General features: G+C 72.2%; 9 protein-coding genes and 1 pseudogene. 6 read left to right on the top strand and 4 right to left on the bottom strand.

The genetic code is table 11. The features are described 5' to 3' along the window. The 6 genes and pseudogenes from H5J33_RS13810 to H5J33_RS13785 all read left to right on the top strand — a co-directional run. A pseudogene (locus tag H5J33_RS13810) lies at window positions 1-281 on the top strand (hypothetical protein); the annotation flags it as partial. After that, window positions 278-367, top strand: a complete 90-nt coding sequence (kdpF, locus tag H5J33_RS13805) for a K(+)-transporting ATPase subunit F (protein WP_037655415.1) — start codon at window positions 278-280, stop codon at window positions 365-367. The pseudogene H5J33_RS13810 and the gene kdpF, both read left to right, overlap by 4 nt. An 8-nt stretch (window positions 368-375) precedes the next feature. Further along, window positions 376-2037 (top strand): potassium-transporting ATPase subunit KdpA, encoded by a 1662-nt coding sequence (gene kdpA / locus H5J33_RS13800; protein WP_181795199.1) that lies wholly within the window; start codon window positions 376-378, stop codon window positions 2035-2037. A gap of 32 nt (window positions 2038-2069) precedes the next feature. Then, window positions 2070-4166: a potassium-transporting ATPase subunit KdpB gene (gene kdpB / locus H5J33_RS13795; protein WP_181795201.1), complete on the top strand. Its 2097-nt coding sequence runs from the start codon at window positions 2070-2072 to the stop codon at window positions 4164-4166. A gap of 5 nt (window positions 4167-4171) precedes the next feature. After that, complete coding sequence (locus H5J33_RS13790) at window positions 4172-4804, top strand: potassium-transporting ATPase subunit C (protein ID WP_181795198.1); 633 nt, start codon at window positions 4172-4174, stop codon at window positions 4802-4804. A gap of 90 nt (window positions 4805-4894) precedes the next feature. Beyond that, window positions 4895-5578 (top strand): response regulator, encoded by a 684-nt coding sequence (locus H5J33_RS13785; RefSeq protein WP_181795197.1) that lies wholly within the window; start codon window positions 4895-4897, stop codon window positions 5576-5578. Window positions 5579-5614: 36 nt separating this feature from the next. Here H5J33_RS13785 and H5J33_RS37445 read toward each other — a convergent pair whose 3' ends face one another. The 4 genes from H5J33_RS37445 to helR form a co-directional block, all read right to left on the bottom strand. Further along, complete coding sequence (locus H5J33_RS37445; protein ID WP_399552822.1) at window positions 5615-6109, bottom strand: MarR family transcriptional regulator; 495 nt, start codon at window positions 6107-6109, stop codon at window positions 5615-5617. Continuing rightward, window positions 6073-6504, bottom strand: coding sequence for a hypothetical protein (locus H5J33_RS37440; protein ID WP_181795196.1), 432 nt, complete (start codon window positions 6502-6504; stop codon window positions 6073-6075). The genes H5J33_RS37445 and H5J33_RS37440 overlap by 37 nt, the downstream gene beginning before the upstream one ends. A 97-nt stretch (window positions 6505-6601) precedes the next feature. Continuing rightward, window positions 6602-7114, bottom strand: a complete 513-nt coding sequence (locus H5J33_RS13770) for a GNAT family N-acetyltransferase (RefSeq protein ID WP_181795195.1) — start codon at window positions 7112-7114, stop codon at window positions 6602-6604. A 59-nt stretch (window positions 7115-7173) separates the two neighbouring features. Further along, the gene (gene helR / locus H5J33_RS13765) at window positions 7174-9357 is read right to left on the bottom strand and encodes an RNA polymerase recycling motor ATPase HelR (protein ID WP_181795194.1); all 2184 of its coding nucleotides are present in this window, start codon (window positions 9355-9357) and stop codon (window positions 7174-7176) included. Window positions 9358-9532: the final 175 nt, after the last annotated feature.

Here is a 9532-nt window from a genome sequence, read left to right as displayed (position 1 = left end):
GGCGCGGTCCTCGCGCACGCCGTGCGCCGGGGACGGACGCGGTGATCTGCCGCCTCCGGCTGCGGCCGAGCCGTAAGAGAACCGTCAAGGACGCGGGCGAGGCCGTAAGAGAGGCGTCAACGAGCGGCCGGATCCGGCCAAAGAAGCGCTTTCCTCGTACTCGTCCGTTTCACCGAACCTCACTCCAGGAGTTCGCGATGGCCGATCTGGCCTTCGTCGTCACCGTGCTCGCCGGTTTCGCGCTGGTGGCTCTCGTCGCCAAGGGGGTGACGAAGCTGTGACCGCCGAGAACATCGCCGGCCTGGTCGTGGCCGTCGCCCTGCTGGGCTATCTCGTCCTCGCCCTGATCTTCCCGGAGAGGTTCTGAGCGCGCACATGGGTCCCGTACTGGCTGGCGTGCTGCAACTGCTCGCCCTCGTGGGCGCGTTGGCGCTCGTCCACATTCCCTTCGGCACCTACATGGCCCGGGTCTACTCCTCGCGGAAGCACCTGCGGGTGGAGAGGTGGATCTACCGGGGCATCGGTGCCGACCCCGACGCCCGGATGACCTGGCCCGCGTATCTGCGCGGGGTGCTGGCCTTCTCGCTCGCCGGCGTCCTCTTCCTCTACCTGCTCCAGCGGCTCCAGGGGGTCCTGCCCGGCTCGCTCGGCTTCTCCTCGGTCGCTCCCGCGCAGTCGTTCAACACGGCCGTGTCGTTCGTGACCAACACCAACTGGCAGTCGTACGCGGGCGAGCAGACCATGGGCCACGTCGTGCAGACCGCCGGCCTGGCCGTGCAGAACTTCGTGTCGGCCGCCGTGGGCATGGCGGTGGCGGTGGCGCTCGTGCGCGGCTTCGCCCGGTCGCGCTCCGGTGAACTGGGCAACTTCTGGGCCGATTTGGTGCGCGGCACTCTGCGGATCCTGCTGCCCGTCGCGGCGCTCGCCGCCGTGGTGCTGGTGGCGTGCGGAGCGCTGCAGAACTTCTCCGGCATCCACGAGGTCGGGCAGTTCATGGGCGGCCGGCAGCAGTGGGGCGGCGGCGCCTACGCCTCGCAGGAGGCCATCAAGGAACTGGGCACCAACGGCGGCGGCCTCGCCAACGCCAACAGCGCCCACCCGTTCGAGAACCCGACCCCGTTCACGAACCTGCTGGAGGTCTTCCTGATCCTGGTGATCCCCTTCTCGCTGACCCGCACCTTCGGCGTACTGGTCGGCAACGTACGGCAGGGGTACGCGATCCTCGGCACCATGGCCGGCATCTGGCTGGCCTTCACCGCGCTGATGATGTGGACCGAGTTCGCCCACCACGGCCCGGCGCTCCAGGCCGCGGGCGGCGCGATGGAGGGCAAGGAGGTCCGCTTCGGCGTCGGCGGCTCGTCGGTGTTCGCGGTGGCGACCACGCTCACGTCGACCGGCGCGGTGGACTCCTTCCACTCCTCCTTCACGGGCCTGGGCGGCGGCATCACGATGCTCGGCATGATGCTGGGCGAGATCGCCCCCGGCGGTGTCGGCTCCGGCCTGTACGGCATGCTGGTCATGGCGGTGATCGCGGTGTTCATCGCGGGCCTGATGGTCGGCCGGACACCCGAGTACCTGGGCAAGAAGATCGGCGCCCGTGAGATGAAGCTGGCCGCCTGCTACCTCCTCGTCACCCCGGCGCTGGTACTGGTCCTCACCGCGGTCTCCCTCGCCCTGCCGACCCCGTCGCACTCGATGCTCAACCCGGGCGCGCACGGCTTCTCCGAGGTCCTGTACGCGTTCACCTCGGCGTCGAACAACAACGGCTCGGCCTTCGCCGGCCTGAACGCGAACACCGACTGGTTCAACACCATGACCGGGCTCGCCATGCTGCTCGGCCGCTTCCTGCCGATGGTCTTCGTACTGGCACTCGCCGGCTCACTCGCCGGACAGCGGCCCGTCCCGGTGACGGCGGGCACCCTGCGCACCGAGAAGCCGCTGTTCACCGGCCTGCTGGTGGGCGCCATCCTGATCATCACCGGTCTCACCTACTTCCCGGCCCTGGCACTGGGCCCGCTCGCGGAGGGCCTGGCGTGACGAGCACCGACGTACACGAGCAAGAGGACTCGATGTCCACTCCCACCCTCGCGCCCCACCACGACACGCCGACGGGGCGCCAGACCGCCGAGGGCCGCGTCCGAGCGGGCCTCTTCGACCCACGGCAGCTCGTCCGGTCGCTGCCGGACGCCTTCCGCAAACTCGACCCGCGGGTGATGGTCAAGTCCCCCGTGATGTTCGTGGTGTGGATCGGCTCGGTGCTGACCACGGTCTTCTCCCTGAAGGAGCCCGGCGACTGGTTCGGCTGGACCATCAGCGCCTGGCTGTGGCTGACCGTGCTCTTCGCCAATCTCGCGGAGGCGGTCGCCGAGGGCCGGGGCAAGGCCCAGGCCGACACCCTGCGCAAGGCCAAGTCGGACACCGTCGCCCGGCGGCTGCTCGCGGACGGCTCCGAGGAGCGGGTCCCCGGCACCGGGCTGGCCGTCGGCGACCTGGTGGTCTGCGAGGCCGGGGACGTCATCCCCGGCGACGGGGACGTGGTGGAGGGCGTCGCGTCCGTGGACGAGTCGGCCATCACCGGCGAGTCCGCGCCGGTCATCCGCGAGTCCGGCGGCGACCGCAGCGCCGTCACGGGCGGTACGAAGGTGCTGTCGGACCGGATCGTCGTCAGGATCACCACCCGGCCCGGGGAGACCTTCATCGACCGGATGATCGGCCTCGTGGAGGGCGCGGCCCGGCAGAAGACCCCGAACGAGATCGCGCTGAACATCCTCCTGGCGTCGCTGACCATCGTGTTCCTGCTGGCCTGCGCCACCCTGCCGCCGTTCGCCGACCACGCCGGCACCCATCTGACGATGGTGGTGCTGGTCGCCCTGCTGGTCTGTCTGATCCCGACCACGATCGGCGCCCTGCTCTCCGCGATCGGCATCGCGGGCATGGACCGCCTGGTGCAGCGCAATGTGCTGGCCATGTCGGGGCGCGCGGTCGAGGCCGCCGGCGATGTCTCGACGCTGCTGCTCGACAAGACCGGCACCATCACCCTCGGCAACCGGCAGGCCGCGGAGTTCGTGCCGGTGCGCGGCACGACGGAGGCCGAGGTCGCCGACGCCGCCCAGCTGTCGTCGCTGGCCGACGAGACCCCCGAGGGCCGCTCCATCGTCGTCCTGGCGAAGGAGCGGTACGGGCTGCGGGAACGGCACCAGGGCGAACTCGCCGGCGCCGAATGGGTCGCCTTCACCGCCCAGACCCGCATGTCCGGCGTGGACGTCGACGGCCGCAGGATCCGCAAGGGCGCCACCGCCTCGGTCATCGCCTGGGTGGAGGAGCGCGGCGGCGCGGCCGCGCGGGACGCGGACCGGATCGCCGGCCGGATCTCCGCGGCCGGCGGCACCCCGCTGCTGGTCGCGGTGGAGGACGCCGACGGCGCCCGGGTGCTCGGCGTCATCCACCTCAAGGACGTCGTCAAGGAGGGCATGCGGGAGCGGTTCGGTGAGCTGCGCCGCATGGGCATCCGAACGGTCATGATCACCGGTGACAACCCGCTGACCGCCAAGGCCATCGCCGAGGAGGCGGGCGTGGACGACTTCCTCGCCGAGGCCACCCCCGAGGACAAGATGGCCCTCATCAAACGGGAGCAGGCCGGCGGCAGGCTGGTCGCGATGACCGGCGACGGCACCAACGACGCGCCGGCCCTCGCCCAGGCGGACGTCGGCGTGGCCATGAACACCGGCACGTCGGCCGCCAAGGAGGCCGGCAACATGGTCGACCTCGACTCCGACCCGACCAAGCTGATCGAGATCGTCGAGATCGGCAAGCAACTCCTCATCACCAGGGGGGCGTTGACGACGTTCTCCATCGCCAACGACGTGGCGAAGTACTTCGCGATCATCCCGGCGCTGTTCGCGGCGGTCTACCCGGGCCTGGACAAGCTGAACATCATGCACCTGTCCTCGCCGGACTCCGCGATCCTGTCGGCGGTCGTCTTCAACGCGCTGATCATCGTCGCGCTGGTGCCGCTGTCCCTGAAGGGCGTGCGGTACCGGCCGATGAGCGCGGACCGGATGCTGCGCCGCAACCTCGGGATCTACGGCCTCGGCGGTCTGATCGCGCCGTTCATCGGCATCAAACTCATCGACCTGCTCGTCTCTTTGATCCCCGGGATCGGGTGAAGCACATGAAGAACTCCGTTGTGAACACCGGCCGTGTGCTGGGCGCGGGCCTGCGCGCGCTGCTGGTGTTGACCGTGCTCACAGGCGTCCTCTATCCGCTGGCCGTCACAGGTGTGGCCCAGGCGCTCTTCCACGGCGCGGCGAACGGCTCGGAGATCGAGGCGGAGGGCAAGGTCGTCGGCTCGTCCCTGATCGGGCAGCAGGACTACGGCCTGCGGTACTTCCAGCCCCGCCCGGCACACGGACTGGCCGGGAACTCGGTCAACACCCGGTACCGGCTGCTCGTGTCCGGGGCGACCAACCTCGCCGCCGACAGCAAGGACCTGCTCCGGCAGGTCGAGGACGCCAAGGCCGAGGTCGTCCGGGACAACTCGGTGCCCGGTCACCCGGTCAGCCCCGCGGACGTCCCCGCCGATGCCGTCACCTCCTCCGGCTCCGGCCTGGACCCGGACATCTCCCCGGCGTACGCCGCGCTCCAGGTGCGCCGGGTCGCCGCGCGCAACCACCTGCCCGTCGCCGAAGTACGCGAGCTGGTCGCGGACCACACCGAGGGGCGCTCGCTGGGATTCATCGGCGAACCGCGCGTCAACGTCCTGGAGCTGAACATCGCACTCAGGGATCTTACGGCCAGGCGGTGACGGTCTCGCGCGACCGCACGGGAGCCGGCGGCACCATGGCGCGCCCCGGTGCCGCCGGCTCCCGCGGCCCTGACAGGAAGGTGCACACCCATGACCCGGGTCCTCGTCGTGGAGGACGACCCGCAGCTCGTACGGGCCCTTCTGATCAACCTCCAGGCCCGCCGGTACGGCGTCGACGCGGCCCCCGACGGAGCCACCGCGCTCCGCCTCGCGGCCGCCCACCGGCCCGACGTCGTGCTGCTGGACCTCGGCCTGCCCGACATGGACGGTCTCGACGTGCTCAGGGCCCTGCGCGGCCGGACCCGCGTCCCCGTCCTGGTCCTGTCCGCCCGGCAGGCCTCGGACGACAAGGTCGCCGCGCTGGACGCCGGCGCCGACGACTACGTCACCAAGCCGTTCGGCATGGACGAACTGCTCGCCCGGCTACGGGCCGCCGTCCGCCGCACCGAGGAGCCACCGCCGGTTCCCGAGCCCACCGTGGTGGAGACGGAGGCCTTCACCATCGACCTGTGCGCCAAGAAGGCCGTGCGGGACGGCCGGGAGGTCCGCCTCACCCCCACCGAATGGCATCTGCTGGAGATCCTGGTCACCCGCCCCGGCCGGCTCGTCACACAGCAGCAGCTGCTCCGGGAGGTCTGGGGAATCCCGCGCAGCGACAAGAGCAACTACCTGCGCGTCTACATGGCCCAGTTGCGGCGCAAACTGGAGACCGACCCCTCCCGCCCCCGCCATCTGATCACCGAACCGGGCATGGGCTACCGCTTCGAACGCTGAGTGCGCGGGGCGCGGGAGGCGGGACGCGGGCAGGTCTCACCCGGTCCCGGGCCCGGAGGGAGGAGCCGTGCCGTCGGGGGCCGTTCCGGATGTGGAGCAGAGGATGTCGCGAGCCTGCTCGGCGGCGCGGGCGATGCTCTCACCGACGGAGTCGACGAAGCGGGCGATGTTCTCCAGGCGGCCGGCGGCCGGCCTGCCCGCGCCGAGGACGCCGACTCCTTCCCGGGCGGTTTGGGCGATCTCCGCGTTGGCCCGGGCGGCGGCGATCACCGACTGGTACCAGACGTCGTCGTCCACGAGGTAGCGCTCGCGGCGGCGTTCGTCGCGTTCCCGGCGGATGAGGCCCTGGCTTCCGAGGAACGCGATCGCCTTGGAGACGGACGCCGGGCTGACGTCCAGGCGCCGGACGAGTTCGGCCGCGGTGAGGCTGCCCGCGTCCGTGACGAAGAGGGAGGTCGGCACCCGGGCCGTCATCCGGGGCAGGCCCTGCCGCATCAGCAGGGCGGTGAACACCTCCTCGTACTCGCGCACCGCCTCGGCGTCACGGCCGCCGGTCCGCTCGGGGCCTGGTGGAGCTCCGGGTCGTGGGCGTCGTGATCGCCGTCGCCGTAGGGGTCGGGGCCGTCGATGACGAAGACGCGGACGCCGGACTCGGGCACGCGGTAGCGGTGTACGTCGCCCGGGAGGCCGTCGGGTTCCACCGTGCACCCCAGGGCGAGGATCCCGGCCCGCACGTCCTCGAACCGGGCACGGGGCGCGAACGCCCCGTACGCCCGCGCCAGGGCCGGCGGCACCTCCGGTTCGTGGATCAGCCGGTGCGTCCGCACGCTGATCCCGAAGCAGGTCGGATGCCCGCCGTCCGCCGAGGAGGAGACCTCCACCAGCCCGTGGTCCCGGCGCGGCAGCCCCTCGCCGGGATCGTCCAAGCAGTCCGCCCCGGTACCGCTTCCCAGTCATCGGGAGCGGACCCCGTCACCATCCCGAGGACCTAGCCGCGCGTGGCCACATGGGCGTGGAAGTCCGTCACCGGTGCGGAACCGTCCGCGGATCGATGGACCAGTGGTTGGCCCGGATCACCCGGCCCGCGAAGTCCACCTCGGTCTCCCCCCGGAGCCGGAAGCCGACGGACCGGCAGACGCCGTTCGACGCCGCGTTGCCGGTCGCCGGGAACGCGTGCACCACGCCCCAGCGGTCCTCGTCCCGGGCCTGCTCCAGCAGCGCCCGGACGGCACGCTTGCCGAGCCCCCGTCCCTGGAACTCCGGCAGCACCATCCACCCGATCTCCGAGAGCGGCCCGTCACCGGTGTCGTGGGACCAGATCGTCACCGTGCCCGCCACCACGCCGGGACGGTCCGGATCGGGAACGATCATCTTGATCCACGCCAGTCCGGCCGCCGCCTGCCGGACGTCCCGGCCGACCTTCTCCGCCATCCCCTCGCGGGGCAGGGGCCCGCCGAGGTCGGCCATCATCACGGGATCGCACCGCATCCGGACATAGGCGTCGACATCACCCGGTGACACGTCACGCAACCGCACAAGCCCCTCCTTCGCCGGTCAGGATCGTCCCACGTCCCGGTGGCGCCGCCGGAACGGGGTCACGGGCCGGTGAGGAGGACCAGCTGCCCGGTGGCCCGGGTCATGGCGACGTAGCGGTCCACCGCTCCCTGGACGCCGGTGCCGAAGCGGTCCGGGTCGACGAGGACGACCAGGTCGAATTCCAGACCCTTCGTCAGCTCCGGGGGCAGCGAGCGGACCCGGGGCGTCGCCGGGAACGCGGGGTCGCCCACGACACAGGCGATCCCGTCGGCGTGTGCGGCGAGCCAGGTGTCCAGGACCCGGCGCAGGTCCGCGACCCGCCCGTGGACCACGGGCACACCGCTGCGGCGCACGGACACCGGCACGTTGGCGTCGGGCAGCGCGGCCCGGATGACCGGCTCGGCCTCCGCCATGACCTCCTCCGGTGTCCGGTAGTTCACGCTCAGGGAAGCCAGACGGATCCGGTCGAACCCCACCCGTTCCAGCCGCTCCCGCCACGACTCCGTGAACCCGTGCCTGGCCTGCGCCCGGTCCCCGACGATGGTGAAGCTCCTGGACGGGCACCGCTGGAGCAGCATCTGCCACTCGGCGTCGGTCAGTTCCTGCGCCTCGTCCACCACGATGTGCGCGAACGGCCCGGCGAGCAGGTCGGGGTCGGCGGTGGGCAGCTCGGCCTCGTCCACCAGGCTGACCTTCGCGTCCTCGCCGCGCAGCATCCGCACCAGGCCCTCACCGTCGTCCCCGTCGGCCCCCGAGGCCGCCACGGCCTCTATCAGGTTGTCGACGACCTGTGCCATCCGCTCCCGCTGCGCCGCGAGGACCGCCACGCGCCGGCGTGCGCGCCGCGCCGCGTCCGGATCGCCGAGCCGCTGCCGTGCCGCGTCCAGCAGCGGCAGGTCCGACACCGTCCAGGCCCGGGCGTCCGCGCGCTGCAACCGCCGGACCTCGTCGCGGTCGAGCCAGGGCGCGCACAGCCGCAGATAGGCGGGCACCGTCCACAGGTCCCCGACCAGGTCCGCCGCCTCCAGCAGCGGCCACGCCCGGTCCAGGGCGCCCAGCAGCTCCCGGTTCGCCCGCAGCGACCTGCGCAGCGCCTCGGGCGGGGCGTCGCCGTCGTGCTTGTCCTGAAGGATCGTCAGCAGCTCCTCCAGCACCTGCTCGCGGGCCTCGTTGTGCGGCGTGCCGGGTTCCGCCGCGTCGAACGCCGCCGCCCAGTCGTCTGCGCTCAGCCGGATGTCGGACCAAGGGGTGGTGACCGTCATCCCCTCGGCGGGCGGCTCCTCGTAGAACCTGACGGCCGTCTCGATCGCCCGCACCATCCGCGCGGACGACTTCAGCCGGGCCGCCTCCGGATCGGCCTCGGCCACCGCTTCCGCTCCCTCGGCGACGAGGTCCCGCAGCGTGCAGGTCTGCACGCCCTCCTCACCGAGGCCGGGCAGCACGTCGGAGACATAGGAGAGGTAGGGCCGGTGCGGGCCGACGAACAGCACCCTGCCGCGGCGGCGGCCGAGCCGGGGATCGGCGTACAGGAGGTAGGCGGAGCGGTGCAGGGCGACGACGGTCTTGCCCGTGCCCGGGCCGCCGTCCACGACGAGCGCGCCCCGCGAGCCCGCCCGGATGACGGCGTCCTGGTCGGCCTGGATGGTGCCGAGCACATCCCGCATCCGCGCCGAACGGCTGCCGCCGAGACCGGCGATGAACGCGGACTGGTCGTCCAGCGCGGCGTGCCCCTCCAGGCCCTCGGCGGTGAACACCTCGTCCCAGTAGTCGCCGATCCGGCCGTTGCTCCAGCGGTACCGGCGGCGGCTCGCCAGGCCCATCGGGTTGGCGTGGGTGGCCCCGAAGAACGGCTCGGCCGCGGGGGAGCGCCAGTCCACCAGCAGCCGCCGGCCCGTGCTGTCGGTGAGGCCGAGCCGTCCGACGTACACCGGCTCGGGGTCGTCCGCGGTGACCATGCGTCCCAGGCACAGGTCCAGGCCGAAGCGGCGCAGCGTGCGCAGCCGGGCGGTCAGCCGGTGGACCTCCGCGTCCCGGTCCATCGCCTGCCGGCCGGTGCCGCCGGGCGCCCTGCGTTCGGCGTCGAGACGGGCGGACAGCTCGGTGATCGACTGTTCGAGGCACTCCGCGATCGCCGCGAAGTGCCGTTCGTCGTCGGCGATCAGCGCCGGATCGGCCTTGGCGGACAGCCGGTCGGGGAGGTCGAAGGCACTGGTGGTCGGGTGGGGTGTCGCCTGGGGTGTCACGTGGTCGTCTCCGATGCGGCCGCTGGTCGGCCGGGTAGGGGTCGGGTCAGGGGCGTCGCGGCCGGCGGTCCGGTTGGTTGGCGCCGGTGGTTGTGTCGGTGGGGTGTGGTGGTCCGGTCGACAGGGACCGGCGGTCCAGTCAGCAGGGTGTGGTGGGCCGCCGGTCGGGAGCGGC

Origin of the sequence: Streptomyces sp. WELS2 (assembly GCF_013870595.1) — a bacterium.
Lineage (GTDB): Bacteria > Actinomycetota > Actinomycetes > Streptomycetales > Streptomycetaceae > Streptomyces.
The sequence above is the reverse complement of the archived record's forward strand: the minus strand, read 5'-3'. Positions and strand labels throughout refer to the sequence as shown.